Origin of the sequence: Acinetobacter sp. WA-87 (genome assembly GCF_039938935.1) — a bacterium.
GTDB classification, from domain to species: Bacteria; Pseudomonadota; Gammaproteobacteria; order Pseudomonadales; family Moraxellaceae; genus Acinetobacter; species Acinetobacter seifertii.
Window position 1 is genome coordinate 25,125 of the sequence record NZ_JBDUVF010000003.1, and the last position, 26,585, is coordinate 51,709.

30 protein-coding genes are annotated in these 26,585 nt (G+C 40.2%); 9 read left to right on the plus strand and 21 right to left on the minus strand.

Annotated features, from left to right (window positions below; all coding sequences use genetic code 11):
- Window positions 1-13: 13 nt before the first annotated feature.
- Both ABFY81_RS10240 and dkgB read right to left on the minus strand, forming a co-directional pair.
- Complete coding sequence (locus tag ABFY81_RS10240) at window positions 14-1,204, minus strand: MFS transporter (RefSeq protein ID WP_240287438.1); 1,191 nt, start codon at window positions 1,202-1,204, stop codon at window positions 14-16.
- Between the two features lie 4 nt (window positions 1,205-1,208).
- Window positions 1,209-2,012, minus strand: coding sequence for a 2,5-didehydrogluconate reductase DkgB (gene dkgB / locus ABFY81_RS10245; protein WP_346790700.1), 804 nt, complete (start codon window positions 2,010-2,012; stop codon window positions 1,209-1,211).
- 120 nt (window positions 2,013-2,132) lie between these two features.
- On the opposite strand from dkgB, the gene ABFY81_RS10250 reads away from it, so the two are divergent.
- The gene (locus tag ABFY81_RS10250) at window positions 2,133-3,035 is read left to right on the plus strand and encodes a LysR family transcriptional regulator (RefSeq protein WP_240287442.1); all 903 of its coding nucleotides are present in this window, start codon (window positions 2,133-2,135) and stop codon (window positions 3,033-3,035) included.
- Here ABFY81_RS10250 and ABFY81_RS10255 read toward each other — a convergent pair.
- Window positions 3,019-3,393, minus strand: coding sequence for a hypothetical protein (locus ABFY81_RS10255; protein ID WP_240287444.1), 375 nt, complete (start codon window positions 3,391-3,393; stop codon window positions 3,019-3,021). The genes ABFY81_RS10250 and ABFY81_RS10255 overlap by 17 nt on opposite strands.
- Before the next feature lie 90 nt (window positions 3,394-3,483).
- On the opposite strand from ABFY81_RS10255, the gene ABFY81_RS10260 reads away from it, so the two are divergent.
- The gene (locus ABFY81_RS10260) at window positions 3,484-4,908 is read left to right on the plus strand and encodes a PLP-dependent aminotransferase family protein (protein WP_347913718.1); all 1,425 of its coding nucleotides are present in this window, start codon (window positions 3,484-3,486) and stop codon (window positions 4,906-4,908) included.
- A 2-nt stretch (window positions 4,909-4,910) separates the two neighbouring features.
- Here ABFY81_RS10260 and ABFY81_RS10265 read toward each other — a convergent pair whose 3' ends face one another.
- The 8 genes from ABFY81_RS10265 to ABFY81_RS10300 all read right to left on the minus strand — a co-directional run bounded on the left by ABFY81_RS10265 (window position 4,911) and on the right by ABFY81_RS10300 (window position 10,195).
- The gene (locus tag ABFY81_RS10265; protein WP_347913719.1) at window positions 4,911-5,939 is read right to left on the minus strand and encodes an NAD(P)-dependent alcohol dehydrogenase; all 1,029 of its coding nucleotides are present in this window, start codon (window positions 5,937-5,939) and stop codon (window positions 4,911-4,913) included.
- 38 nt (window positions 5,940-5,977) lie between these two features.
- A complete protein-coding gene (locus ABFY81_RS10270) occupies window positions 5,978-6,538 on the minus strand; it encodes a DNA-3-methyladenine glycosylase I (RefSeq protein ID WP_288101362.1) in 561 nt (186 codons plus the stop codon).
- 30 nt (window positions 6,539-6,568) lie between these two features.
- Window positions 6,569-6,814, minus strand: coding sequence for a hypothetical protein (locus ABFY81_RS10275; RefSeq protein ID WP_001287364.1), 246 nt, complete (start codon window positions 6,812-6,814; stop codon window positions 6,569-6,571).
- 9 nt (window positions 6,815-6,823) lie between these two features.
- Entirely contained in the window at window positions 6,824-7,360 is a 537-nt protein-coding gene (locus ABFY81_RS10280) for a M23 family metallopeptidase (protein ID WP_019458607.1), read from the minus strand.
- A gap of 47 nt (window positions 7,361-7,407) precedes the next feature.
- On the minus strand, window positions 7,408-8,442 hold the full coding sequence (gene mutY, locus ABFY81_RS10285) for an A/G-specific adenine glycosylase (RefSeq protein ID WP_347913720.1): 1,035 nt from the start codon (window positions 8,440-8,442) through the stop codon (window positions 7,408-7,410).
- Window positions 8,443-8,583: 141 nt separating this feature from the next.
- Window positions 8,584-8,946, minus strand: coding sequence for an HIT family protein (locus ABFY81_RS10290; protein ID WP_039253978.1), 363 nt, complete (start codon window positions 8,944-8,946; stop codon window positions 8,584-8,586).
- A gap of 181 nt (window positions 8,947-9,127) precedes the next feature.
- On the minus strand, window positions 9,128-9,865 hold the full coding sequence (locus tag ABFY81_RS10295; protein WP_347913721.1) for a dienelactone hydrolase family protein: 738 nt from the start codon (window positions 9,863-9,865) through the stop codon (window positions 9,128-9,130).
- 171 nt (window positions 9,866-10,036) lie between these two features.
- On the minus strand, window positions 10,037-10,195 hold the full coding sequence (locus ABFY81_RS10300) for a DUF1328 domain-containing protein (protein ID WP_002053759.1): 159 nt from the start codon (window positions 10,193-10,195) through the stop codon (window positions 10,037-10,039).
- Between the two features lie 193 nt (window positions 10,196-10,388).
- Here ABFY81_RS10300 and ABFY81_RS10305 point away from each other — a divergent pair, with 193 nt between their 5' ends.
- The 3 genes from ABFY81_RS10305 to ABFY81_RS10315 all read left to right on the plus strand — a co-directional run bounded on the left by ABFY81_RS10305 (window position 10,389) and on the right by ABFY81_RS10315 (window position 13,499).
- Window positions 10,389-10,847 (plus strand): YcgN family cysteine cluster protein, encoded by a 459-nt coding sequence (locus tag ABFY81_RS10305; protein ID WP_019458604.1) that lies wholly within the window; start codon window positions 10,389-10,391, stop codon window positions 10,845-10,847.
- A gap of 111 nt (window positions 10,848-10,958) precedes the next feature.
- Complete coding sequence (locus tag ABFY81_RS10310; protein ID WP_347913878.1) at window positions 10,959-12,128, plus strand: PQQ-dependent sugar dehydrogenase; 1,170 nt, start codon at window positions 10,959-10,961, stop codon at window positions 12,126-12,128.
- A 105-nt stretch (window positions 12,129-12,233) separates the two neighbouring features.
- Window positions 12,234-13,499, plus strand: coding sequence for a replication-associated recombination protein A (locus tag ABFY81_RS10315; RefSeq protein WP_004704731.1), 1,266 nt, complete (start codon window positions 12,234-12,236; stop codon window positions 13,497-13,499).
- A gap of 15 nt (window positions 13,500-13,514) precedes the next feature.
- Here ABFY81_RS10315 and ABFY81_RS10320 read toward each other — a convergent pair whose 3' ends face one another.
- The 5 genes from ABFY81_RS10320 to dapA all read right to left on the minus strand — a co-directional run bounded on the left by ABFY81_RS10320 (window position 13,515) and on the right by dapA (window position 17,342).
- A complete protein-coding gene (locus tag ABFY81_RS10320) occupies window positions 13,515-14,354 on the minus strand; it encodes a formate/nitrite transporter family protein (protein ID WP_347913879.1) in 840 nt (279 codons plus the stop codon).
- Between the two features lie 327 nt (window positions 14,355-14,681).
- Window positions 14,682-14,885 (minus strand): hypothetical protein, encoded by a 204-nt coding sequence (locus ABFY81_RS10325; RefSeq protein ID WP_347913722.1) that lies wholly within the window; start codon window positions 14,883-14,885, stop codon window positions 14,682-14,684.
- A gap of 192 nt (window positions 14,886-15,077) precedes the next feature.
- Window positions 15,078-15,797: a phosphoribosylaminoimidazolesuccinocarboxamide synthase gene (gene purC, locus ABFY81_RS10330; protein ID WP_002119240.1), complete on the minus strand. Its 720-nt coding sequence runs from the start codon at window positions 15,795-15,797 to the stop codon at window positions 15,078-15,080.
- A gap of 36 nt (window positions 15,798-15,833) precedes the next feature.
- Window positions 15,834-16,433, minus strand: a complete 600-nt coding sequence (locus ABFY81_RS10335; RefSeq protein WP_077165362.1) for a lipoprotein-34 precursor (NlpB) — start codon at window positions 16,431-16,433, stop codon at window positions 15,834-15,836.
- A gap of 15 nt (window positions 16,434-16,448) precedes the next feature.
- A complete protein-coding gene (gene dapA, locus ABFY81_RS10340; RefSeq protein WP_004704743.1) occupies window positions 16,449-17,342 on the minus strand; it encodes a 4-hydroxy-tetrahydrodipicolinate synthase in 894 nt (297 codons plus the stop codon).
- A gap of 329 nt (window positions 17,343-17,671) precedes the next feature.
- On the opposite strand from dapA, the gene pncA reads away from it, so the two are divergent.
- The 3 genes from pncA to ABFY81_RS10355 all read left to right on the plus strand — a co-directional run bounded on the left by pncA (window position 17,672) and on the right by ABFY81_RS10355 (window position 20,830).
- Window positions 17,672-18,316, plus strand: a complete 645-nt coding sequence (pncA, locus tag ABFY81_RS10345) for a bifunctional nicotinamidase/pyrazinamidase (protein WP_134262699.1) — start codon at window positions 17,672-17,674, stop codon at window positions 18,314-18,316.
- 54 nt (window positions 18,317-18,370) lie between these two features.
- The gene (locus ABFY81_RS10350) at window positions 18,371-19,309 is read left to right on the plus strand and encodes a bile acid:sodium symporter family protein (RefSeq protein ID WP_134262697.1); all 939 of its coding nucleotides are present in this window, start codon (window positions 18,371-18,373) and stop codon (window positions 19,307-19,309) included.
- A gap of 177 nt (window positions 19,310-19,486) precedes the next feature.
- Window positions 19,487-20,830, plus strand: coding sequence for an MATE family efflux transporter (locus ABFY81_RS10355; RefSeq protein WP_347913723.1), 1,344 nt, complete (start codon window positions 19,487-19,489; stop codon window positions 20,828-20,830).
- A 9-nt stretch (window positions 20,831-20,839) separates the two neighbouring features.
- On the opposite strand, the gene ABFY81_RS10360 is transcribed toward ABFY81_RS10355, so the two are convergent.
- Window positions 20,840-21,313, minus strand: coding sequence for a DUF523 domain-containing protein (locus tag ABFY81_RS10360; RefSeq protein ID WP_347913724.1), 474 nt, complete (start codon window positions 21,311-21,313; stop codon window positions 20,840-20,842).
- A 519-nt stretch (window positions 21,314-21,832) separates the two neighbouring features.
- On the opposite strand from ABFY81_RS10360, the gene hppD reads away from it, so the two are divergent.
- Window positions 21,833-22,888, plus strand: coding sequence for a 4-hydroxyphenylpyruvate dioxygenase (gene hppD, locus ABFY81_RS10365; protein WP_107973058.1), 1,056 nt, complete (start codon window positions 21,833-21,835; stop codon window positions 22,886-22,888).
- A gap of 64 nt (window positions 22,889-22,952) precedes the next feature.
- Here hppD and ABFY81_RS10370 read toward each other — a convergent pair whose 3' ends face one another.
- The 4 genes from ABFY81_RS10370 to fahA form a co-directional block, all read right to left on the minus strand.
- Window positions 22,953-23,732: a helix-turn-helix domain-containing protein gene (locus ABFY81_RS10370; RefSeq protein ID WP_019458596.1), complete on the minus strand. Its 780-nt coding sequence runs from the start codon at window positions 23,730-23,732 to the stop codon at window positions 22,953-22,955.
- 295 nt (window positions 23,733-24,027) lie between these two features.
- Window positions 24,028-24,576, minus strand: coding sequence for a VOC family protein (locus ABFY81_RS10375; RefSeq protein ID WP_004704758.1), 549 nt, complete (start codon window positions 24,574-24,576; stop codon window positions 24,028-24,030).
- Between the two features lie 16 nt (window positions 24,577-24,592).
- Entirely contained in the window at window positions 24,593-25,225 is a 633-nt protein-coding gene (gene maiA, locus ABFY81_RS10380) for a maleylacetoacetate isomerase (RefSeq protein WP_347913725.1), read from the minus strand.
- A complete protein-coding gene (gene fahA, locus ABFY81_RS10385) occupies window positions 25,212-26,519 on the minus strand; it encodes a fumarylacetoacetase (protein ID WP_347913726.1) in 1,308 nt (435 codons plus the stop codon). The genes maiA and fahA overlap by 14 nt, the downstream gene beginning before the upstream one ends.
- Between the last annotated feature and the right edge of the window lie 66 nt (window positions 26,520-26,585).

Sequence of the window (26,585 nt, forward strand, 5' to 3'; positions counted from 1 at the left end):
GGCGCTTTTTTTATTAGTCGGAACATTGCTGCAAACTTTGTGCAGAGCTGCTTTCGCGTTTGATTTGAAATAAAACTAACAACAAACCTAACCCAGCCAGTAATGCACCAGCAAATGATACTGCGTTATAACCCAAACCTAAATCGAGTACTACCGCACCTGCTGCCGCACCGACTGCGTTACCTAGATTAAACGCACCGATATTTACAGAAGAGGCAAGTCCTGGTGCTTCATGAGCAACTGACATTACACGCATTTGTAATGGCGGTACTAAAGCAAAGGTTGCTGCACCCCAGATTACTAAGGCAATGGCTGCTCCAGCCTGACTTTGTGCAAGCACTGGGAAAGTCACCATCATGACAATCAACAGAATGAAAAAACCGATTAGAGTTTTGTTGATGGACAAGTCTGCAAAACGACCACCTAAATGGTTACCAATTGAGAAACCAACACCAATTAATACCAACATGAACGTAATGAAGGTCGGTGAAGCATGGGTAAACTCAGTCAAACTTGGCGCAATATAGGTATATAGCGTAAACATTGCACCCGCACTAAGCACTGTGGTGAGTAGAGCCAGTACTACAGGAGTACGTGTTAATACTTTTAACTCAGCTTTCACATTTGGTTTTTGGGCAACCATACCTTGTGGCAGTGCCTTCCATAAAGCGAGCATGGTAATCACACCAAGCAATGAGATTGCAAGGAAAGACATACGCCAGCCAATATTTTGTCCAACCCATGTTGCCAACGGTACACCACCAATATTAGCAATGGTTAAACCCATAAACATGGTGGCGACAGCACTGGCTTGTTTATGTGCGGGTACAATACTCGCTGCTACAACAGAACCAATCCCAAAGAAGGCGCCGTGGTTAAGGCTAGTAATGAGACGTGCACCTAATAAACTCATATAGCTTGGGGCAAATGCTGCAAGCAGGTTCCCGACCGTAAAGATCGCCATAAGAAAAATCAGAGCATTACGTCTAGCAAAACCACCAAACCATAGAGTCATGAATGGAGCACCTAACATCACGCCAAGTGCATAACCCGTAATTAACATTCCAGCTGTTGGAATTGAAATACCTAAATCATTAGCGATATTCGGAAGTAATCCCATTGGAGAGAATTCCGTGGTCCCAATAGCAAAGGCACCAATTGCCAATGCCAATAACGAGAACGCCGTATTTGATTGAGTGTTCATGAGTTTAGTCCCAAACTGGTGCCCATGGCTCTGGGCTAACTTCACGACTGTTACGGTCGAGTTCAGCAATCATTTGCATTTCAGCTGAAGTTAACTCGATATCCTGTGCTTTTAAATTGCTAATCAGGTTTTCACGTTTAGTCGAAGATGGAATGACTGCAAAACCTCGTTGCAATGCCCATGCCAATGCAATTTGTGCTGTTGTTGCTTTATGCGCTGCTGCAATTTCAGCTAGAACGGGGTCTTGAAGCACTTTGCCATATGCCAGTGTCATGTAGGAAGTGACATCTATGTTCTTGTCTTGTAAGAAATTTACAAGTTTATGGTTTTGAAGATAAGGACTTAGCTCAATCTGATTTGTCGCAATATGCTCTACACCGATGGTGTCAATGGCTTGTTGGGTAAGCTCAATATTGAAGTTTGAAATACCAATTTGTTTAGTTAAGCCCTGTTGCTTTGCTTCAAGTAAAAGCTTCATAACTTCAGGAATCGAAACGCCTAAATCTGGTGCTGGCCAGTGAATCAAAGTAAGATCGACATGGTCAGTACGAAGTTTTTGTAAGCTCTCTTTTAAGCTCGGAATAAACTTATCTTGCGCAAAATTATCTACCCAGATTTTTGTGGTTAGAAATAAGTCCTGACGTGATACACCGCTTTCGGCAATCGCTTGACCAATCGCTGCTTCATTGTCATAAATTTGAGCAGTATCAATTACACGGTAACCTACGTCTAAAGCAGTTTTCACAGAATCAATGACTGCTTGTTCTTTTAGACGGAAAGTTCCTAGACCAAAACGTGGAATATTCATGTGTTTACCTGAATTTGAATAATCATTTAACTTGATGTGCATTTTGCTTTTTTTATTGTTGCGAAAAAATAGATGAATAAGCAAAATATCTTTGATGATTAGTCAATAATAGAATAAGCCATGAAATCAACAATTGAAGAACTGGTTGCCTTTATCACAATTGTTGATACAGGCTCCTTTGTAGCCGCAGCAGAACACTTAAAACAAACACCTTCAGGAATGAGTCGTTCTCTTACACGTTTAGAAGCAAAGTTAGGCGTGACTTTATTAGAGCGAACAACACGTAAGTTAAAACTCACACAAGAAGGGCAGCAGTTTCTTATCAAGGCTCGTAAAATTTTAAATGAGCTAAATGCTGCTGAAGAAGATTTGCAAAAGTCTGATCAGGGTACCGCGGGACTGATTCGTATTGATTCTGCAACGCCGTTTGTTTTGCACGTGATTGCACCATTAATGCATAAGTTTCGTAAGTGCTATCCCGACATTGAAATCGAAATAAATAGTAATGATCAGGTGATTGATCTGTTACAACATAAGACCGATGTGGCATTTCGATTTGGGGAACTCAATGATTCGAGTCTTCATGCCAAGTTAGTGTGCAAGAGCCGTTTATATATTGTGGCAAGTCCAGAATATTTGGCGATCAAAGGTACACCGACTCAACCTGAACAACTTGAGCATCATGATTTGATTGGTTTTACCAGACCTGATTATATTAATAACTGGCCGATTAAAGTCGGAGATGAATATTTTTTCGCACAAGCACACATTAAAGCTTCAAGTGGTGAGACTGTGCGCCAGCTCACAGTTAGAGGACATGGTATTGCACGGCTATCTGAATTTGAAATTTGGAAAGATATTGAAGAAGGGCGATTGATTGCATTATTTGAAGATCAAATTGAACATCAATATCAAAGCATCCATGCTGTGTATTATCAACAAGAGCATCTACCAAAACGAATCCGTTTATTCATTGAGTTTTTGGCAGAACAATTAAAAGATGGTTTTAAAAACGCTCTCTAAAAGTAGCATAGCCATCCGTTGGAAAATGAACTTCTAAAATTGGAGTGATTTGTCCCTCTGATGAATGCTGTGCCAGAAAATAGCTTTTCTGCTGTTGTCGGCAAGTAAAATATAATTTGGAATAGGCCGAGTTCACCATTACAACTTCATTTGAGCTATTACGCTTATATTGATAATGAGAAATCGTACTAGACTCATCATCAGTGCGCTGCTCCAATTTATAGTCTTGTTGATTGGTTATTTTTAAATAACCTTCAATCAGGCTTTGGCAAACCGTATGTCTGTGCTGTTCAGTTTTGGGTTGTGACTGGCAACCTGTCAAAACAATGGTAAATAATAATATAGCTTTTAATTTCATTATGTTACTACTCTTGGAGTTGATTTCTATAGCCTAAAGGTGTTCTATAAAGCAGTACAGATACAGAAATTTTTAAAAAAGCAGCACAGAATGACTTTTCAATATCAGATTCTTGCCAATCAATTAGCACATCGTATTTATCAAGATGAGTTGAAACCGCATCAGAAGCTTATTTCGTTACGAGATTTTGCCCGTCAGCACAGCATTAGCTTAAGTACGGCAAAAAGTTGCTATGAATTGCTTGAGGCGAGGGGACTCATTTATGTAAAGCCAAAGTCAGGTTATTTTGTGGTTGCTCGTACCCAATCTAGTCCTATTCCAGATAGTCCAGATTTCTTATCTTTGCCGCGACAAGTCTCCAATCTGGAGTTACATAACCAAATTCAGGAGGCTGCCTTACAAAGTCATCTTGTACCATTAGGCTCTATTCAGTTGACGCCTCATTTTATTCCTGTTGAGGGTTTACGCCGTTCTATTCAACGCGCTTTAAAAAATTGTCAGCCCCAAGATTTTCTTTATTGTAATAAACAGGGTCATGAGCAGTTAAGAAAAGCACTATCTGATCATTGGCGTGAAGATGGGATTTTTATCGCGGCAGAAGATATTTTTATTACCAATGGCTGCATGCCTGCTTTATCTTTGGTAATTCAACATCTAACAGAAGTAGGCGATAGTATTTTAATTCCGACGCCTACTTTTAATGGACAACTACAGCTTATAGCCAGTTTAAAACGACAGATTATTGAAATTCCAGCGCATCATCGTGGTATCGATCTTGAGCGCTTAGAATCATTTATGAAGCAGGGTTTAGCTAAAGTTTGTTTAATGACAGCCAACTATCAGAACCCATTGGGATACTGTTTAAGTAATGCAGAAAAACAAAAGATTGCCGAATTAGCAGCAAAGTATCAGTGTTTTATTATTGAAGACGATATTTATGGAGAGTGTGGCTACAGTGGTGAGCGACCATTACCTATTCGCTATTGGGACCGTGAAGGCTATGTAATTTGGTGTGGATCGGTTTCTAAGTCATTATCGAGTGCATATCGCGTAGGGTGGTTCTGTTTAAGCGCGAAGCTACAGCATTTAAGGCTTGAGCTGGTAGCCAGTAATATTGGGGTTAATACACCGCTACAATTAGGCTTAGCTGATTTTATTTATAGTCGTGCTTACAGGGAGCACTTAGAGCAGTTAAGACCGAATTTGATGCGGCAAGTCGAGGAGTATCGTAGTTGTATTTTAAATGCTTTCGAAGGTATTCCAATTGCATTGAGCCAACCAGAAGGAGGTTATGCCTTATGGATGCAGTTACCTAAAACTGTAGATAGTTTGGCGCTCTATTACACTGCAAAATCTCACGGAATTACCGTAGTTCCCGGGCATGTTTTTGGTGAAGATGAACGCTATCGGCATTTTATTCGTTTAAATGCAGGTCATGAGTTAACAGTAGATGTCCGCCAAGCGATTAAACACTTGGCGAACTGGTCACGACAACAGATGAAAACCGTAAGTTAGGTTTATTCTGCGAAGTCTGCTTTAAGTACAATTCGGTAACGTGCTTGACCTGAGTGTAGACGTTCAATTGCTTCATTGAGCTGTGACATTGGAAACAGCTCAATTTGAGGCGCAATTTTTTTGCGTGCAGCAAACTTTAAAAGCTGACGTAGTGCAGCAGGTGAGCCTGTAGGTGAACCAGTCACTGACTTAGCACCACCAATAAGAGAGCCAACAGAAACAGGAACAGGCTCAAGCGTAAGACCTAAGAAATGTAAGGTTCCGTTTGGTGCCAGTGTTGCAATAAAAGCAGACCAATTTAGAGTCACATTCACGGTACTCAGCAATAAATCGAATTTACCTTTTTGAGCTTTTACTGCGTTGGTATCGCGGCTATTGACGACATGGTCGGCTCCCATTGCTTTAAGCTCTTCTGTTTTGTCTGGGTTAGAACTAAATGCCGTGATTTCACATCCCCAACCTTTAAGGAGCTTAATCGCCATATGACCTAAACCGCCAATGCCAATCACACCCACATGATGGGTTGCCTGAATCTTGTGTTTGAGGAGTGGATCAAACACGGTAATTCCGCCACAAAGTAGAGGACCGGCACTTTCTGGGTCTAAATCTTCAGGGAGGGGAATAGCCCATTGCCAGCCAGCACGAACTTTATCGGCAAAACCACCAGCATGCCCGACGATTGTTGCAACATTTTTGCCCGTACAAAGTACTTGCTGACCACCAATACATTCATCACACGATTGGCAACTTTCAGCTGTCCAGCCGATACCGACACGTTGCCCGATTTGTAGACCTTTGGCTTCTGAACCCAAAGCTACAATTCTTCCAATAATTTCATGACCTGCAACCACAGGGTAGACAGTCGAGCGCCATTCATTATTCAGAACTGAAATATCAGAATGACATAAACCACAGTATTCAACATTTACTTCAACCTGATGCGGCTGTAATTCACCTGCGTCAAATTGGTAAGGAACCAGTTTTTCACCTGCTTGCATTGCAGCATAGGCCTGAATCGTATTGTTGCTCATCGGAAACTCCTTAAGCGGATTTGAACCGTTCTGGTGGGTTATGAAGCTTTAAATTGACAATCGTTTTCATGATCATCGACCATACCTACAGCCTGCATAAACGCATAGCAAGTGGTTGGGCCGACAAATTTAAAACCATTCTTTTTAAGAGTCTTGGAAAGTTTTACACTGAGTTCAGTCTGTGCGGGAGCCTGACGGTAGTCTGCAACATCATTGTTTTGTGGAACTGCATCTACAAACTGCCAAAGCCATGTCGGTACATCACCAACTTGTGCTTTGAGCGCTTGCCAAGCAATCGCATTATCACGAATGGCTTTGAGTTTACCCAAGTGACGAATTAAGCCTGCATCGGATAATTTTAATTCTAAAAAGTCATCAGTAAATGAAGCAATATCTACGATCGGATGATTAAAAAAGTGTTGACGGTAGCTTTCTCTTTTTTTTAGTACGGTAATCCATGATAAGCCAGCTTGCTGACCTTCGAGGCAAAGCATTTCAAATAACCGTGCTTCGTCGTGTTCTGGCTTACCCCATTCTTCATCATGATAGGCAATATATAGGGGATCGTCGGAACACCATCCGCAACGTTGAGTTTTCATGATAATGCTCCTTATATTTATCTTAGAATTTTAAAGTTTAAATAACACCCATTCATTTGGGCGAGTATCCCAATAATACAGTTCAGCTTGAGTTAAGTCTTCAAACTTTAGCCAAAAGTCTTTGCCTACTTTATCTGAAAAACCGGTACTGATTAGCAGGGCATCATCACTGATTTCCATGATCCAGCCTTGATAGCTATTGCCATTTAAAATGATCTTTTGCTGGTTGCCCGACTCGGCAAACTCTACTAAGCGATTGATCAGCGCTTCCGACATAAAATGTTCCTAGCGTAAATATGAATAAGGGTTAACGGCACCACGTCCTTTACCATCTAGATAAAGACCATAGTGGAGATGAGGTGAAGTATAACGTGCATTGCCCGTGTTGCCGACATATCCAATTAAATCGCCTTTTTTGACATAGTCACCTACATTTAGGCCACGTTTATGACCGTCAAGATGAGCATAATAATGCCATGTTCCTGCTGGACCTAAAATCCAGATGACTTTGCCGCCGAGGTTATTATTACGAAGATCAGCAACGAGTCCTTCGGTTGTGCTATACACTTTGGTTCCACGTGGAGCCAAAATATCAATTCCTTCATGGCTACGGCCTTGACTACGAGCAGCTCCCCAAGTGTCTTTTAGTTCATCTCGATCGACACCTTTTACAGGTACAGGTAGTCGATTTGGAAGCTGCATACTTTTGAGCTTACTGACTTGAGTGGGGGAAAGTGGTGTAGGTCTTTTAGGTGCACTGGCACAAGCTGCCAATAGAATAATGAGAAAACCAAGTGAGAGATGAGAAACAAAACGTCGCACGAAATACTCCCTGTCATAGTTATATCAAAATTATTTTGACCACTATGTCATGAACGGCTAGTCGAGATCAATTTTTTCATTGCAGTTGGTACACCTTTGGAAATTGCTTGTTCTGGAGTCAACCATTGGCCTTCAAGCTCAATCGACAGATGTTCTTTTTGATCAGGTTCCACGTGGAACGTGTGAGCATTAAGTAGCCATGTGAAATGAGTGAAGCTATGACTAATCTGAAAAGTTTGTGCTTGAGGCTGTAATTTAAATTGCTGGCTTATGCTCAGTCGTTCATGTTCATTTTCTAAAATAGGTAAACAGAATAAACCACCCCATAGACCATGGGCTTGGCGTTGTTGCCAGAACCATTCATCTTCACACTGAATAATAATAACGTCTGCCGTTTTAACAGGCGGAGTTTTTTTTGGTTTTTTAAAAGGTAGTTCTTGTTCTAAACCTTGTTGATAGGCCTGACAATGAGCTTGCATTGGGCAATATAAACACAGCGGTTTTTTAGGCGTACAGATAGTTGCACCTAAGTCCATTATGGCTTGAGTATAGTCATGGTTACGATGCGTAGGGCAAAGCTCTTCAGCGAGTTTCCACATTTCACGTTCATGCTGCGGCTTACTTAAGTCATCTTCAATAGCGAAGAAACGCGCTAGAACACGTTTCACATTGCCGTCCATAATCACACCGTACTGACGCAAACCTAAAGACATAAGTGCGCCTGCTGTAGAGCGCCCAATGCCGGGTAGAGCAATCCATTCTTCTAGGGTTTCAGGAAATTTACCTTGTTGTGCTACAAGGCCAGCGGCTTTATGCAAATTGCGAGCACGAGCGTAATAGCCAAGGCCAGCCCAATAAGGAGCGACATCATCCCAAGTTGCATGACCTAAAGCTTCTACCGTTGGAAAGCGCTCCATAAAGCGATCAAAATATTGCAGAACTGTTTTTACCTGAGTCTGCTGTAACATAATTTCAGAAACCCAAACCTTGTATGGATCATCTGCAACTTGCCAAGGCAAATCGTGACGACCATGTTGATCGAACCAGTTTAAGAGGGCATCAGAAAAAGAAAATTCAGGCATGAACAGCTATAGAAGAAAAGTAAGGGCTAAATTATAGCTGAAATTGGAGAGAAGTTTTGTTTAAAGCAAGCAACCAGAACGAGCTTGTTAAAACAGAGATCACTTGAAAATAAGTGGTCTCTGCTTCAAGCATAAAGAGGATTAATCCTCTTTTACACCCCAACGTTGATCAAGTTTCAACGGTTGGTTTTTGTAGTATGGAATGACATGAATGTGGAAATGGTCAGAGCTTTGGCCAAACACTTCACCATCATTAAAGCCGATATGAAAACCAGCAGGCTGATGACGAAGCTGGGTTTCGTGGCGGGCAATTTCAAGAAGTGTAAGTAAGCCTTGATGTTCTTTAGAGGTAATATCAAAGAACGAGTTGACGTGACGTAATGGAGTTACGACACAGTGGCCTTTAGACAACGGATTTGGGTCAGGTAAAATTACAGCAAATTCATTCTTATCAATGATGTCATATTCATCAAATTCGCAATACGGACATTTCTTGTCAGCCATTGTTGTATCCTCTCATGTTATTCCATTAAACCCCGAGTGCGGGAAATAAGACTAGGCTTTGCTCTAGCTCAACGGGAGTATAGTTATTGAAGTATGGTTTAAAAAATACAGTAAAAATATTGCAAAGTCATAAACATTTAAGGGAGCAAATGCAAAAACATTTGCTCCAAATTTGCTTCTTTTATTTTAAAGTACGTTCTAACAAAGCGTACATTTTAGCAAGACCTTGTTTCTCCGCTTCGCTGTTGTAGCCAAGGTCTACACCATTCGCTTTCGCTTTTTCATCTGCAAGCGGGTTACTAAAGCCATGTTTAGCACCTTTTAAAACCACTACCTCATGTTTAACTTCAGCAGCTTGCATCTCTTTTTCAAAATTAGCAACATCTTCTAAGGTGACCATGGTGTCTTGTTCACCATGTAGAACTAAAACCTCACCTTGAATGTTGCCTTTTTGAGCAGGTGCTTTCGGTGCTAATGTAGCATGGATTGTCACAACTGCTTTAAGTGGTGCACCGGAGCGCGCAAGGTCTAATACAACTTTACCACCATAGCAAAAGCCAATTGCAGCCAGTTTTTCACTATTTACTTCTGGTTGTGCAGCAAGTGTCTGAAGTGCTGCATTGGCACGATCAGTCACCGTGTCTAACTCTTCAAATGTCTGCATCATCCATTCATATGCTTGAGCTGCGGTTGATGTGACTTTTTTATCGCCATACATGTCAATCGCAAGAGCCGCATAGCCGTGTTCAGCAAGTTCACGTGCGCGTTGTTCAGTATATTCATTACGGCCCCACCATTCAGGACCAATAATAATACCTGGTACAGGTGTTTCACTTTCTGGAGCTGCAAAATAACCAATTAAATGGCTGCCGTCTGGTGCAGTATATTGAATTTCACGGGTTTTAATTGCTGTACTCATGACATTAATCCTGAAATTAAACTTGGTTTAAACACGCTTGATTAAAGCATAAAAAATTAAAATTCATATTAATAACTATGTAAAAATCTACGTCAAAAGAAAAAGATAGAAACATTTAGGCAATAAAAAAGAAGGAAACAAGTTCCTTCTTTTTATGTAGTCATGATTGAATTAGGTTCGGCCTCGCGAAATAAAACCAATAACTGCGAGAATTACAGCCACAACCAATAAAATCACGGCAAAGTCTTTAGATAACCCTGCAACACCACCAAACCCTAATAGACTGGCAATGAGTGCAATCACTGCAAAAATTATTGCCCAACGGAACATAATGTTGTCCTCCTTATTTTTCATTGTGTTTTTACTATATAGTGGCTTTTTTGCACGGAATGTGTCGTTTATGTGGTTGAAATGTATATTAAACAATCATTTTGTGATGCTAAAAATACAGTTTCTTTCCTTAAGCACAGTGCCTTCAATGCTATAATCTGATTTTGCTTTATGTATACAGCCGTTAAAACCTATGTCTACCGAGACCTCACTTCGTCCATTATTTTGGAAAAATTACACGCTAGAGCAGCTTACTCAGGCTGAGTGGGAAGCTTTGTGCGATGGGTGTGGTTTATGCTGCTTGGTCAAGCTAGAAGATGAAGATACTCATGAGGTTGCTTACACCAAGGTAGCGTGTAAATTGCTTGATTGTGGTACAGGGCGTTGCTCAGACTATTCAAATCGTCAGCAGCAAGTGCCTGACTGTTTACAGTTGACGCCAGAAAGCTTAAAAACAATTCATTGGTTACCTTCAAGTTGTGCGTATAAACGTTTGAATGAGGGTAAAAATTTACCTTCTTGGCATTATTTAAATACGGGTACGAGACAAAGCGTAGTTAAGGCGAAAAAGTCTGTTGCAGGGCGTTGTATTCCTGAAACTGATGTACATGAAGATGATCTTGAAGATTATGTGGTACGTTGGGTGCGTTAATACGCTCCCAATGGACATTTTTAATTACAGCGTATAATAAAGTAACATTTTAATCGTAAAGTTTTTAACCATCTCCGTTATATAAAAATAAAAGCGAAGGAGATAAAAATGATGAAACGACTAGCAGCCCCCTTATTATGTAGTAGCTTTTTCTTGTTAATGGCTTGTGGTTCTAACAATACCAACTCAAAAAATCCTGAACAAAATACAACTGCAAAAATAGAGCAAACTAGTGCTGCCAAACAAATTTATCAGGTCGAGACAGTCGCACATTTTAATGAACCTTGGGCGATTACCAGTTTGCCAGACCATCGTTTATTAGTCACTGAGCGACAAGGTAAGTTAAAACTTTTTAACCCCCAAAATAAACAAATGTTAGATGTTCAAGGTGTTCCAGCGGTGAACTATGGCGGACAGGGTGGTTTAGGCGATGTTGTTTTACATCCTGACTTTGCCAAAAATCATTGGATATATCTCAGTTATGCAGCTAAAGGGCAAGGCGGATCTGGTGCAGTGATTTCACGTGCGAAATTAGACTTATCTAACCCTAATCAGCCAAAACTTATAGAGGTGAAACAGATTTGGCAGCAGGTGCCTAAAGTCTCAGGACAAGGCCATTATGGACATCGTATGCTCTTTGATGCAGATGGTAAGCTTTGGGTCACTTCAGGTGAGCGCCAAAAGTTTGATCCTGCCCAAGACATGAAGAGTAATTTGGGCAAAGTCTTGCGTTTAAATGAGGATGGTTCAGCAGCCGTAGGTAATCCTTTTTATAAACAAGGTGGGGTTACTGCGGAAATATGGTCACTTGGACACCGTAACCCCTTAGGTATGGCTTTTGACCGCAAAGGACAACTCTGGGTAGTTGAAATGGGGCCTAAAGGTGGTGATGAGCTTAATATTATTACCAAAGGTGAAAATTATGGTTACCCAATCGTGTCAAATGGTGACCACTACTCGGGTGAGCCTATTCCAGACCACCATACTCGCCCTGAATTTAAAGCACCTGAGATTGATTGGACACCTGTCATTTCACCGTCGAGCCTAATTATTTATCGAGGCCAACAATTTCCTGCATGGCAAAATAAAGCCTTAATTGGTGGGTTATCTTCCAAAGCCATTGTGGTTGTAGATTTAGAGCATAAACCTGTAAAAGAAATACAAAGATTAGAGATGAAGCAACGTATTCGTGGTTTACATGAAGTACAAGACGGTTCAATTTGGGTAATTGAAGATGGCCCGGATGCACGTTTGCTGAAACTCAGTAATAAACCATCTTAATGCCACGAGTTAGCCTGTAAATAAAGAACGTGTCTCATAGATTCAAATTGTAGATTTCTGTGAGACGCAATAGACTATAGTGAAAAGACGATAAAGCTATTTGAGATGTCAGACACCCATATTCCACTTCCTGAACGCCTGCGCCCGAGAGATTTGTCTGAAATAATTGGGCAAGATCATTTGTTAGGTGAACACGCACCACTGCGTCAAATGATTGATCAGGGGCATTTACCTTCTATTATTTTTTGGGGACCGCCAGGTGTTGGTAAAACAACAATTGCTTTACTTTTGGCGCAAGCAATAGACCGCCCATTTGTGAGTTTGTCTGCTCTGAATACGGGCGTAAAAGAATTACGTGAAGTGATTGCAGAAAGTGGGGATTTACTGACACCTGTAGTTTTTATTGATGAAATCCATCGCTTTAATAAATCACAGCAAGATGCATTACTAGGGGCTGTAGAAAAAGGAAAAATTACCTTAATAGGTGCGACCACAGAAAACCCGTCTTTTGAAGTCAATAGTGCGCTTTTATCTCGTTGTCAGGTCTATACCTTAAACAGTTTAGACAGCGAAGCAATTCAGACGCTACTCAACAATGCTCTCCAAGCCGATAAATTCTTAAAAGAACGTTACATTCATATTGAAGAGTACGATGCCCTTTTGCAGTTTGCAGCAGGCGATGCCCGTAAAGCGCTTAATTTACTAGACTTAATTGCGAGTACTTTTGAGCCAGAAATTGAAAATACCATTACCAATGCTGTGGTGGTAAAAGTTGCCCAGCAAAACATTGCACGTTATGACAAATCGGGTGAGCAGCATTACGACCTCGTGTCTGCATTTATTAAATCGATTCGTGGTAGTGATCCAGATGCAGCTCTGTATTGGATGGCTCGTATGCTTAAAGGCGGAGAAGATCCTGTTTTTATTGCAAGACGTATGTTGATTGCAGCCTCAGAAGACATTGGGAATTCGAATCCAAATGCGCTTTTACTTGCAGGTGAATGTTTCCGCTCTGTTCAAGCAGTGGGTATGCCTGAAGGTCGAATTATTTTGGGCCAAACCGCGGTTTATTTGGCAACAAGTGCAAAAAGTAATAGTACTTATTTAGCAATTAACAAAGCATTGGAACTTGCCGAGAAAACGGCAAATTTACCAGTGCCTTTACACTTGAGAAATGCACCAACCAAGCTGATGAAACAGCAAGGCTATGGCATCAATTATCTCTATCCGCATGATTACCCAGAGCACTTTGTGTTGCAAGACTATTTGCCACCTGAGTTGAAGGGAACCAAACTCTACGAGTCCGCGAGAAATAAGCGTGAGGTTGAAGGCGAACGCCTACAGCAACGCAGATGGCAGCAGGAACAATAGTTTTATTGAGTCCTGCTATTGTTCCAATTCCTCAGTAACCTGACCATAAATCAGCAGGGTAAACACGCCTGTACCACCAATAATATTTCCGATAGTCGTTGGAATCAGGAAATTAAAAATATATTCACTAATAGAGGCATCTCCTTGCCAAACTAGATAAGACATTTCGGTAGAACCTACTACTACATGGGTAAAGTCACCGAGTCCTATCAAATATGTCATGAAAAAGATGAGTAGGAATTTATTGCTAACTGAAGGCAGCATCCAGACTAGTGCAGCAATTAACAGCCCTGACATAATACCTTTCAGCAAGTTTTCGGTCGCAGAAAAAGACGCAACATGATGTGCTAGCTCGTCTAGTGCCTTGTCAATATCGGGTGTAAACAGGTGAGTAGTGAGGAAAAATAAACTCGCTAAAGCTGTTCCAATGATGTTGCATAAAATCACAATCCCCCATAATCGGCCTACAGCTTGTAATTTTTCGAGAGTAAAGGGCTTGAATAGAGGTACAACTGTGGTGATGGTATTTTCGGTAAAGAGTTGCATATGGCCCAAAATAGCGATCAAAAAACCAATGGTATAACCGACATTGGTGATTAAATCGATCCAGACTGCATCAGCTGGAAGATAAGAAGCGATAATCGCCTTAAACACAAAAGAAAAACTGATGACTAGACCTGCTGCAATTCCTGAAAAGATCAGTGCAGCTGTTGGCCGATCCAGCTCTTCTGCACCATCACGGCGGATAATTTCATAGACTAAACGCGGTGACAGTTTTTCATGTTCTTCAACTGCCATTTTTTCACGCCAACTTAAGGTTTGCTCGACCTTTTTTTCCTCTATTTCATGGTCCATCATGCTTACTCCTCATAGAATAAATATTTTCTACTTATTATTTTTGTTTATTGTTAAGGCAGCATTCAGAATAAATCTAGTTGATTCATAACAGCTTTATGTATCTTTTTATAAATTGAAAGATACGACGCTAAGCAAAATAGTATGCAAATAGAAGCAATTAACCAGATAGGACAGCTAAATATAAGAAGAGGTCGATAAAACTTTGCATGACAAGACGAATTGCCGCCTGAGTCAAAGGGGAGCAATTATGATGAAGAAGTCAGAAATCAGTATAGGGTTGACGCTAAAGATTTACGGCAAATCAGATAACATCAGTAACAATAATTAAAGTAAGGTATATGTTCTCAAAGTCCGTATGAGTTTCATATAGTCACCTTGAGAAGCTTCAGAAATGATGGTTTCCACTTCAGCTTCGCTCCAACCTTGTTTCAAAGCAGAGTCGCTAAAATTAGATAAAATCACTAATGGATTTTCACCAAACTGTATCGAGTGATTCATTAATCTCTTTTCAGGCTTAAGTAGTTCCATAGGGTTCACCATACTTTAAATTTAATTATTGTGATGCAATTAATGTTTTTTTAGATTTTAGTGCTTTGCTTTTATATTGTGCAAGTAATAATTTAATTAAATATACAAATCTGTCTACTTTTCCTGAATTTTAGTGCCTAGAAAATAAAAAACCGAGCAATTCAGCTCGGTTTCTTACTAAAGTCTGGCTAATTAGATGTCAGATAAATCTACGCCTAAACGAGCTGCAACTTCTTCATAAGCTTCAACAACACCGCCTAAACCTTGACGGAAACGGTCTTTGTCGAGTTTCTTCTTAGAGTCTTTGTCCCATAAACGGCAACCGTCTGGAGAGAACTCGTCACCAAGTACGATACGGTCATGGAAAACACCAAATTCAAGTTTAAAGTCCACCAAGATCATGTTGCCTTCAGCAAATAATGCTTTTAATACATCATTTACTTTATAAGTTAACACTTTCATTTGTTCTAACTGTTCAGCAGTCGCCCAACCTAAAGCAATCGCTTGAGATTCGTTAACCATTGGATCGCCTAGGCCATCATCTTTGTAGAACAATTCAAATGTAGGAGGAGTAAGTTCTTTACCCTCTTCTACACCTAAACGACGGCATAGAGAACCAGCTGCGTAGTTACGAATTACGCATTCAACAGGAATCATTTGAAGTTTTTTAACAAGAACTTCAGTTGGAGAAAGCAATTTTTCAAAATGCGTTTCAATACCCGCAGCAGCAAGTTTTTCCATGATGAAGGCGTTAAAACGGTTGTTCACCTTGCCTTTACGATCTAGTTGTTCGATTTTTTCGCCATTGAACGCAGAGGCATCATCACGAAAGACTAAAATCAGATGGTCGGCATTGTCTGTTTCATATACAGATTTTGCTTTACCAGTATAGAGCAAGGTTTGTTTTAACATGAGGGAACCTTTTAAAAAAAAATGCCTAGTAAACGACTAGGCTGGCCAATTTTGGTAAATCTGGTTTAACACTTCTGCCGCAACTTCAGGGCTTGCAAAAGTGTTGTCTGGATTAAAGAGAGCAAGGCTATGACTAGAGCCAACACCAGTCAGTTTAAGCACATAAGTTTTGTCATTTACTTTAATCGTCGCTTGATTACTGCCTTGAGCGATGATGTTGTAATTTAACGTGCTTAGGGTTGCTTTGGTGTATTGCCAAATTTCAGCGGTACTTCCATCAATTTTTAACAGTGGGTTTTTATTACCATCTGTTACAAGTTGAGGGCGACTAAGCGCGCTACCTGATTGAGCAGATGTATCTGCTGTATCACCTTGAGTTTGTTCAGGGCGAGGCAATGCAAAACGATTGCCACGCTTGTTTTCAAACTTCGGTGCGTGATCGATAGCGAGCTGGTCTACTGTTGGTGCAGGATACAAAGGCGTCGCTGGTCGTACAGTTGCATCGGCAGGATACTCAAGCGGGGCGAGTTGCTTTGCTTTTTTATAATCTAAAGAGTGATTATTGAGTGCGAAGCGACCACAGCCAGCTAAACTTAAGGCTGAAACTGCAAGGACTAAACCAAGACGTAATTGCATCATAAATTGCTCTTATTAAATAATTCCCGCATCTTTTAGGGCATTGCGGAGAGGTTCGCGATATTGCTCAGCGAGAGGAGTGAGTGGTAAACGAATACCAGTATCAATCAGTCCCATCTCATGTAGTGCCCATTTCACAGGAATTGGGTTAGATTCGCAAAATAGAATATTGTGTAAATTTGCAATCTTATTGTTAAGTGTCTTCGCTTGTGGCTCATCTTTAGCAATTGCAACCGCACATACTTCGCTCATTGCCTTAGGTGCAATGTTTGCAGTAACCGAGATATTACCATCTGCGCCAAGAAGCATAAGTTCCCATGCAGTTTCATCGTCACCTGAGTAAACAGCCATTTTGCCGTTTAAAGCATCGATTAAAGCTTTACCACGAGGCACATCACCTGTTGCGTCTTTGATACCTACAATGTTAGGAATTTCTGCTAAACGTACCGCTGTATCGTTTGACAAGTCTACGCCTGTACGACCTGGTACGTTATAAAGAATAAGAGGTAATTCAACAGCTTCGGCAACCGCTTTATAGTGTTGGAAAAGGCCTTCTTGGGTTGGTTTGTTATAGTATGGTGTTACAAGTAAAGCGGCATCAGCACCGAGGTCTTTAGCTGCTTTAGTTAATTCGATTGCTTCGCGGGTTGAGTTTGCACCAGTACCGGCAATAATTGGAATACGTTTATTGGCTACACGAATAATTTCTTTAATAACCTGTGTGTGCTCTTCCATGCTCAATGTTGAGGCTTCGCCGGTTGTACCGACGGCTACAATACTGTTTGTACCTTGTTCTATGTGCCACTCAACCAGCTTCTCAAGACCCTTCCAATCTACACCGCCATCTTTCAACATGGGAGTGACAATTGCGACGATTGAGCCTTGAATGGTCTGTGCTTGCTGAGTCATTTTAAAAAATATCCTATTTATCCATCCGAATCTGAGGTAAGAAAAACAAAATGTGGGATGGTTGCAGTATTTTGATTGTCCAGTTCTAACAATAACAGATTGTTGAATGACAATTATGCAAATTATGACTGATCAGACGCATAAGAACAATATGCTTAACTGATAAACCCTATGTAAACTTGAGCAAAACATAGAATGCCAATTTGATCATTTCAAGTAAAAGACAGTAAATATGACAATATGGTTCAATTCTGCGAATCCTTACTTGCTACGGTCTTTTTTATGGCAAGATAAAATGCATATTTTTCCCGAATGGGACTTAAGATGGCATGAAAATGAAGAAACAACCACAAAATTCGGCTTTAGTCGTAGTTGATGTACAAAATGGTTTTACACCGGGTGGAAATTTAGCAGTTGCCGATGCCGATACAATTATTCCAACCATTAACCAATTGGCACGTTGTTTTGAAAATGTCGTTCTGACACAAGATTGGCATCCAGATAATCATATTTCTTTTGCCACTAACCATTTGAGTAAACAGCCATTTGAAACCATTGAGCTCGATTATGGACCACAAGTGCTTTGGCCTAAACATTGTGTACAAGGTAGCCATGATGCCGAATTTCATCCAGATTTGAATATCCCAACGGCCCAGCTGATTATCCGAAAAGGCTTTCATGCTCATATTGATAGCTACTCGGCTTTTATGGAAGCAGACCACAGCACAATGACGGGTTTAACGGGTTACTTAAAAGAGCGTGGCATTGATACGGTTTATGTGGTCGGAATTGCTACGGACTTTTGTGTCGCATGGACTGCTTTAGATGCAGTTCAACTCGGCTTCAAAACTTTAGTGATTGAAGATGCCTGTAAGGGTATTAATCTGAACGGCTCTTTAGAACAGGCATGGCAAGCGATGCAGCAACAGGGTGTTGTCCGTATTCAATCGACTGACTTGTTGAGTGAATGTTAGAGAGAGTGCTCATGTTGTTTGGGCTTTAATTGCAATTTGATATGGATGAACAGCATGTCTGCATTATTACATTTTACTCAATTTGTTCAGAAAACGTTTGCTTTATGGGTCATCGTTTTTGCGGCTCTAGCGCTATGGCAACCTGAGTTTTTTGTCTGGCTTAAAGCGTACATCCCATGGATCTTGGGGATTATTATGCTCGGTATGGGAATGACCATGACCGTTGATGACTTTAAAGGGGTATTGCAAAGCCCTAAAGCCGTCTTAATTGGGGTGGTTGCCCAGTTTGTGGTGATGCCCGGTTTGGCATTTGTTCTGTGTAAATTATTTGATTTACCGCCTGAAATTGCAGTCGGCGTTATTTTAGTGGGGTGTTGCCCAGGCGGAACAGCTTCAAACGTGATTACCTATATGGCCAAAGGTAATGTGGCCTTATCAGTCGCCTGTACATCGGTATCAACACTTTTAGCACCTGTATTAACACCTGCAATTTTCTATCTGCTAGCCAGCCAATGGTTAAAGATTGATGCAGCTTCGATGTTTATTTCGATTTTGCAGGTGGTGCTACTGCCTATTGTGATTGGTCTGATTTTGCGAACTTGGCTTAAACGTCAGGTCGAGTCCTATATTCAAGTCATGCCGTTAGTTTCAGTTATTGCAATTGTCGCGATTGTGGCAGCTATTATTGGTGGGAGTAAAGCAGCTATTTTTCAATCCGGCTTGCTCATTTTGGCGGTAGTGATATTGCATAATGGGTTTGGTTATTTATTAGGTTTTACCGCAGCTCGTTTCTTTAAATTGCCTTATGCAGACAGTAAAGCAATTGCGGTAGAAGTCGGTATGCAAAACTCAGGTTTAGGTGTGGCACTTGCAGCAGTACATTTTGCTGCTTCTCCGATTACAGCAGTACCAAGCGCGATTTTCAGCCTTTGGCACAATATTTCTGGGCCTGCACTTGCGACTTATTGGGCAAGTAAACACAAACAAGAATAACTGTAGAAAAACATACATTACAAAAGAAGGCCAAACGAATAGTTTGGCTTTTTTATTTAAAGAACATTTTAGAGGAAGCTGAATTTAGAACTGGTATGTCTTTTGCTTTGAATTGATGCACTAAAAATAACATGAATATCAACATAAATCGCAAAGAAAAAAATAAGGCTTTTTTTGATGAACCAGATTTTTAAATTATTTATTCCTATGCTCTCAAGCAATTTAATTCTAGTTTTAAGTGGATTGATTGATATTGCTTATGTTGGGCATTTTAGCAATGACCATGTCGCCGCATTATCGGTAACCTTATCTTTATATACAGTGATTTATGTCATTGGGATGGGAATTTTGCAAGGTGTGATCCTCAAGCTCTCGGAAGCTTATGGTTGCCATGACATACCCCATATTCGTCAAATCTTTATTCAAGGCATTTGGCTGATGTTATGTTCGGCATTGGTGAGTATTGGCTTGCTTTACTTGTTTCGTGATTTACCAAAATTATTTGGTGCATCTGAACATGTGGTTTCAATTACTAAAAACTGTATTTGGGTCTTGGTATTTATTTTACCTGCGCATTTACTGATGCGCCTATGTACAGCTTTGTCTCAGGTCACTGAAAATGCGCATAAGGTTTTATTATCAGATAGCATTTTTTTCATTCTTAAAATTATTTTGTCCTATCTTTTGATTTATGGGGTCGCTTTATTTTCAATTCCGCCACTCGGTGCCATAGGGGCTTTGTTAGCCACTCTCATTGTACGGTGGTTTATGTTGGCTGTTTATTACCTGTTTTTCCTAGAGAAAAGCTACATTTTTATTGAGCAATCAGAACGGTCGGTTGAAGATGGCCGACAAAGTCTGCGTATGATTTTAAAAATAGGGATACCTACCGCGATCATGGCGTTGATGGATGTTGTTGCATTTTGTTCGGTAGCTATTTTGATTTTGCCTTTTGGGAGTGTGGTGTCAGCAGCCCATCAAATTGTCGCGAGCACTGGCGGTTTCATGTTTATTTTTCCCTCCTCAATTGCCTCGGCTTATAGCATTTTGGTGTCGCGATCTATGGGCAGTGGCAACATGGAAGAAGCAAACAAAATTGCCAGACAAAGTATATGGGTAATTATGGCAGTAAGTGGCAGTCTGTCCCTAGGTTTATGGTTGGAGCGAGACTTAATTGTCACCTTCTATTCAGATGATTTAGCTGTGCAGGTTTTGGCTGCATCACTGCTGTTAATTGTCTGTATATCTCATTTTCTAGATGGCTTCATGACCTTACTCACCTCTTTGCTGCGCTGTTGGGATGTCTCAATTTTACCCATGCTGATTTTTTTAGTCGTGGTGTTATGTTTCGGATTGGGTGGTGGTTGGTGGATGGCCTATAAAGGGCTGTATTGGGGGAGTCATTCGATTTCTGCAATGGGAATTTATGGTTTCTGGAGTATGGCTGCCATAAGTTATTTAGTGGCTTGTCTAATGAGTGCCTTATGTTTCCGTTTTAGAAAACAATTAAGAGGACTTTGATTGAGCAGGTTAGGCTTGAGGATTGGTAGCTAACCAATCTTCAATTTCATTTTCAGAAATCACTTTAAAACCATGGCGCTGTAACAGTGCTGTGGTAATCCCAACACCAGTAATCTTCTCGCCTTGAAAAGTTCCGTTATAAATTTTTTGACTGCCACAAGATGGGCTATTTTCTTTTAAAACCACACAGCTTGCTTTTATTTGTTGTGCAATTTCTAAAGTGCGGTGAGCACCTTTTAAATAGAGCGCTGTCACATCTAAACCAGATGAGTCAGTAATTTTTGCCTTACCATCAAGCACATCTTGACCTGTTCCTCCTACAATTTCTGCGGGTAAGCGAGGCGTGCTAAATCCACCTAATAACTCTGGGCAAAGTGCATGGGCTTTTTTATTTAAAAATAACTGCTGAAGTGTAGTGTGCAAGCAAGAGCGCCCATCGTAGCGTACAGGCTCCCCAATTAAACAGGCACTGATTAAAAGCATGGGTTTTCCGTCATTAGAACTTTAAAAGCCATGTGAGTGTACCCAAAGATTTATAAAATATGAAATCTAAAACAAGCACAAACAAACGGCGTAATTTGATTAATAAATTACACAATTCATAATTAAATTATGTATTGCATAATTTAATTGTTTTTAGTAGCATCTGTTTTAAGGTAAATGGCCATTGGAGGTCCAACAAGGATGTTGGCCTCCATAAATCTAGGAATGACTTTAGGAAAAGGCGATTTTTAAAGGTTTATTGAAAAATCTCAATCGTACTTTTAGATAAGAAAGGACTGTGTGTATGGAAAATAAACACCATATAGAAGGGAAATTAATCATCGGCTTCGTGCTCACTCAATCATCGTTTTAATTATTGGTTTTTTTCTCATAGGATGCGTTGGGCTAAGGCATTTTGACAGTTCAAACACTCTCCCAGCAAATGCGTATTCTATAGAGAAAGGAGCTGACCAGATCAGCAGAAATAAACGGATCAGGTAATCACCAGAGGGAAACTAGATGGATATTTTAGAGAACCCATTAGAACTATGCGGTTTTGCATTTATTGAGTTTGTTTCAAAAGAAAATGAATTAGATACAATTTTTGAAACGATCGGCTTTTCAAAAGTAGCCAAGCATAAATCGAAAAAAGTGTACTTATGGCGTCAAGGAAATATCAATATTATCCTGAATTATCAGCCAGAATCTTATGCTTCATTCTTTTTCAATGAGCATGGCCCATCTGCTTGCGCAATGGGATTCAAAACACGTGATGCGGCAAAAGCTTTTAAAAAGGCTGTTGAGCTTGGTGCAGAACCAATGCAATCTAATATTGGGCCAATGGAGCTTAACATTCCGGCAATTAAAGGTATTGGTGGCATGCCAATCTTCTTGGTTGACCGTGACATTTATGAAAATGACTTTGTTTTCTTTGATGATGCACAGCGTAACCCAGAAGGTGCGGGTTTAAATGAGATTGACCACTTAACTCATAACGTCTACAAAGGTCGTATGGAGTACTGGGCAAATTTCTACGAGAAGATTTTTAACTTCCAAGAAATTCGTTACTTCGACATTAAAGGTGAATATACAGGTTTAACATCTAAAGCATTAACTGCACCAGATGGCATGATCCGTATTCCTTTAAATGAAGACTCAGACAAGGGTAACGGTCAAATTGCAGAATTCTTAGCTGATTTTAATGGCGAAGGCATTCAGCATATTGCGTTTATTTGTGATGACTTAATTTCAACTTGGGATAAGTTAAAAGGCTTGGGTCTACAATTTATGACTCCACCGCCAAACACGTATTATGAAATGTTGGAAGACCGTTTACCTGAGCATGGCGAACCGACTAGTGAATTACAGCAGCGCGGTATTTTGCTTGACGGTAATACTAAAGATGGTCAGAAGAAGCTTTTATTACAAATCTTCTCTCAAAACATGATTGGACCAGTTTTCTTCGAATTTATTCAACGTAAAGATGACGACGGTTTTGGTGAAGGTAACTTCAAGGCACTGTTTGAATCGATTGAACGTGACCAAATTCGCCGTGGTGTTCTCGAAGCAAAATAAGTTTTGCTTTGTCTCTAATCTAAAAAACCAAGAGCAATGCTCTTGGTTTTTTTATGGCTAATGATTAGCGGCTTTTAATATATTGATTAATTAAATTAATCTCATTTTTAAGCGTTTCAATAATTTTACTTTGTGGGTCGACGGGTAAAAACATTTCGCTATCTAGTGCCACAATACAAAACTCAATGCTCTGGTTTGAGTTAAATACTGGTAAACCTACTGCGTTAATACCTGTGAGTAAATCACCTTTCGCTGCTGACATTTGTTGCTGGCGAATGGTTTCTTTAAGTTCTAAAAATTCTTGCCAGTTGTGTGGGGCAATGTTTAGTCCCAGTTCCTGATGCTTTTGCCATTCGGCTTCCATTAAGGGGCGAACAAAATGCTCTGGAAGATAAGAAGCAAATAAACGTCCTGCAGCAGAATTAACTAAAGGCATAATCGAGCCGACTTTAGTGACAATCGAAATAGGGTGGTTAGACTCAATTGACTGAACCACGACAGGCCCTTTCGGGGACCATTTACTAATTTGTATGCCGCAACCAATTTTGTTTTGTAGGTCGTAAATTAAATGCTGTACGAGCTGTAGTGTGTCGCTATGTTGAACACAGTTTAGACCTAAGCGCCATGCCTGATCGCCTAGGGCGTATTGACCATCATCAAGCTGTTTTGCATATTCCATACGAATAAGGCTAACCAGATAGCGGTGTACTTTAGCCGGATGCATTTCTAGCTTGCTAGATAGATCTTTGAGAATAATAGGTTGATTGTGTTCCAAGAGGGCGTTTAGTACAGATAAACCGACTTCAAGTGATTGAACCCCCCCAGATACTTTTTCTTCAATCATTTAAATACCCTTAATAAATTTACTTCAGCTGTTAAACAGTGACGATCAAAACATAAATTGAAATTGCTGCGATTTACATCATGCCTGAGCCTCGCGAGAAATAGAAATCACCTTTTTCTATTAGCGAAATTGGCATGTTTAATAATCAACAATTTTCTAAAATCACTATGCTCTCATTTATAGCGCAATTTTCTAGAAATTTAGCGTTTTTAAATAATATAAATCGGCATTGATATAGAACCGTTCATTCAAACAATTCTAATCAATGCCGATTTTTTAGTTTGCTGTTTTAAAATTAGGTTCCTAACTCTTCTTCATGTAAGAAGTGAGTGTGGTGTGGAGCGCGTTTGGTTTTGCTCCATTCATCTAACATTTCAGCTTTCATTTCTTCAGTAATTTTTGCAATTTTTTCTTCAGCATGAACATCGTTATAAGTTAGTTCTAAACGATGGCCATTTGGGTCGAAGAAATAAATTGAGTGGAAAATTCCATGGTTCGTCACGCCCAACACTTTCACGCCATTTTCTTCTAAATGTTGTTTCGCAGCCATTAGGGCATTTAAGTCTTCAACTTCAAAAGCAATATGTTGAACCCATTGAGGCGTATTTTCATCTCGACCCATTTCTGGTTGAGTTGGTAATTCAAAAAATGCCAAAACGTTGCCCTGACCAGCATCTAGGAATAAATGCATATAAGGGTCAAAGGCTTTCGTTGACGGCACATGGTCTTCAGCAAAAGCTAAGATAAAGTCCATGTTGAGCATTTTTTTATACCACTCAACAGTTTCTTTCGCATCCTTACAACGATATGCAACGTGATGTATTTTTTTAATGGCAAATGTCATGTTGAAACTCCTTTTACTATTCCCAATCTGGTTGTTGTTCTGGTGCCGCGTTATAGAAGGCTGGGATAGACAAACAATGTTGATAAATTGATTCAATTTTTGGAAACGCAGATAAATCTATCTTGAAGCGTTTCGCATTGTAGACCTGTGGAATCAGGCAGCAATCGGCAATCGTTGCTTGTTGTCCAAAGCAAAATTGCCCGTTTGAATCTTGAAGTTGCTGTTCGAGACTTTGAAAGCCTTCAATAATCCAGTGCTGATACCAATAATTTTTTTGTTCGTCCGAGACATTTAAGTCATTTTTTAAATATTTCAGAACGCGTAAGTTGTTTAAGGGGTGAATATCACAAGCGATTGCTTGTGCAAAAGCACGGATTTTGGCTCTCTCTTTCACATCATTTGGAAGTAGTTTGGTTTCTGGATATTGTTCATCCAGATATTCCAAAATACTTAATGACTGTGACAAGGTTAAACCGCCGTCCACTAAAGTTGGCACTAAGGCACTGCGATTTAACTTTAAATAGTCTTCACTTTGCTGCTCATTTTTAACTAAATGAACTGGTGCAGTTTCATAAGCGAGACTTTTAAGGTTTAGGCCAATCCGTACTCTGTAAGCTGCAGAGCTACGAAAGTAACTATACAGCTTCATAGTCAGGCTCCGAAGTTTCTGCAAAATCAAAATCTAATGCAGGAAGTACAGTATTTCGAACTTCACCAAAGCCAATACGGATACCATTTTTCTCACAGTGGCCTTTCATAATGAGCGTATCGCCGTCTTGTAAGAAACCACGAGTTTCACCGTTAGCAAGTGTTAAAGGTTTAGTGGTGTTCCAAGTGAGCTCAAGCAAGCTACCATAAGAGTCAGGTGTAGAACCTGAAATAGTACCTGAACCCATTAAATCGCCCACCTGAACGTTACAGCCTCCAATGGTGTGGTGAGTCAGCTGCTGAGCCATAGACCAATACATATATTTGAAGTTAGTTTTACAGATCACATCAGTTTGTGCTGATTTTGGTGTTTGAATCTCAACACTCAAATTAATGTCGTAACTGTTGGCGATATTTTCTTGTAAATAAGCCAGTGGTTTTGGTTCTTTTTTTGGGCCTTCAACTTTAAATGGTTCAAGTGCTTCAAGCGTTACCACCCAAGGTGAAATAGCGCTAGCAAACGATTTTGAGTTGAATGGACCTAGAGGAACGTATTCCCATTGCTGGATATCACGTGCTGACCAGTCGTTTAGCAGCACCATTCCAAAAATATGGTCCCAAGCATTTTCAATCGAGATAGGCTGCCCCAACTGAGTTGGTTTTCCTACAATAAATGCTGTTTCAAGTTCGAAATCGAGTTTACGCGTTGCTGAGAAAACCGGACGTTCTTCATTTGGAAGTTTGATTTGACCTGATGGGCGTACCACTTGAGTTCCGCTCACGACAACAGAGCTAGCACGACCGTTATAACCTACAGGTAATTCGGTCCAGTTTGGAAGCAAGGCATTTTTAGGGTCGCGGAACATACAGCCGACATTGGTCGCGTGTTCTTTAGAAGAATAAAAATCGGTATAGCCAGGTACGCGAACAGGTAAATGTAAAGTCACGCTGTCTTGCTTAACTAGAACTTCCTGACGTAATGCTTCGTTTTCTTGAAGCGTTAAATTTTCAACTGAAAGAAGAGACTGTAATGTTTTACGAACTTTAGACCAGTTAGCTTTGCCCGATTCAATAAATTTATTCAGTGTAGGCTGGTTAAAGTATGTGTCTTGATTTGAAAGTTTTAAAAGACCGTGCTTTTCAAGAGCAGCGAGATCAATGACCCAATCACCAATAGCTACACCGACCTGACGCTCGCCTTCGGCTGTTCTACTAAAAATACCATAAGGCAAATTATGAATAGTGAAATCAGATTGAGGTGAAACTTCAATAAAAGAGTTTAGTTTTTGTTCCATTTTCGCTTCCTTGTCTTCATCTCGTGTCTTATACAAATAAAAGTTCGGTCTAGGGACTGAGCTACT